This is a genomic window from Hominimerdicola alba (genome assembly GCF_900112155.1).
Classification (GTDB): Bacteria; Bacillota; Clostridia; order Oscillospirales; family Ruminococcaceae; genus Hominimerdicola; species Hominimerdicola alba_D.
The window spans coordinates 1-885 of record NZ_FOKQ01000062.1 but is presented as its reverse complement, the minus strand read 5'-3'; the positions used below and the strand labels follow the sequence as shown (position 1 = coordinate 885).

The following is an 885-nucleotide window of genomic DNA, read 5'->3' as shown; positions in this document are numbered from 1 at the left end:
ACAACAGCGCCTGAACTGCCTGCAACAACTCTGGCAGAATTTTGTTACTATGGTATGTTTAACGGCTGCACCGGCATCATGCTGTCAACAACGCAGACAGAAGAGTGTAATACCGAATACAGAATTCCTTCTTCCGGAGAAGGAACAACAGCTGACAATGCTCTTACCAGTATGTTCGGTAATACCGGCGGAACGTTTAAAGACACGCCCGATATCAACACAACTTACTACATTAAAAGAGCCATCACACACACCCACAATTTCACCTACACCGCAAGCGATGCGGTCATCACGGCGACCTGCGATGCAGGAAACTGTGATTTGACAGAAAACAAGGTCACATTGACTATCACTGCACCTACTCTGACCACCTATGACGGCACAAGCAGCGCATCGGCGACTCTGACCGGGCTGACTGATTTCAACGACGTTACCGGCAAGACCGTTGCGGAGTCAGATATTAAGTATGTCGGCAGAGATAACACTGTCTATGAGGAAAGCACGACTGCTCCCACCGATGCCGGCAACTATACCGCAAGCATCACAGTGGAAGAAAAGACCGCAGCAGTGAATTTCACAATAGCAAAGGCTGACATGACACCCGAACCCGTACAGGAACAGAATGCTATCTACGGACAGACACTGGCAGATGTTACACTTCCTGCAGCCAATAACGGTACATGGGCTTGGAAAGATCCTACTACAACTTCTGTTGGTAATGCAGGCACGCATACATTCAAGGCAGTATTCACACCTACGAATACAAACTATAATACAGTAGAACAGAACGTTACGGTTAAGGTTGCAAAAGCTGACCTGACACCCGATGAAGTAACAGCTCGTAGTGCAACTTACGGACAGACACTGGCAGATGTTACACTTCCT

At 47.8% G+C, this 885-nt stretch carries 1 pseudogene; it reads left to right on the top strand.

What is annotated here, in order from left to right:
* Positions 1–885, top strand: a pseudogene (locus BM265_RS18220) (hypothetical protein); the annotation flags it as partial.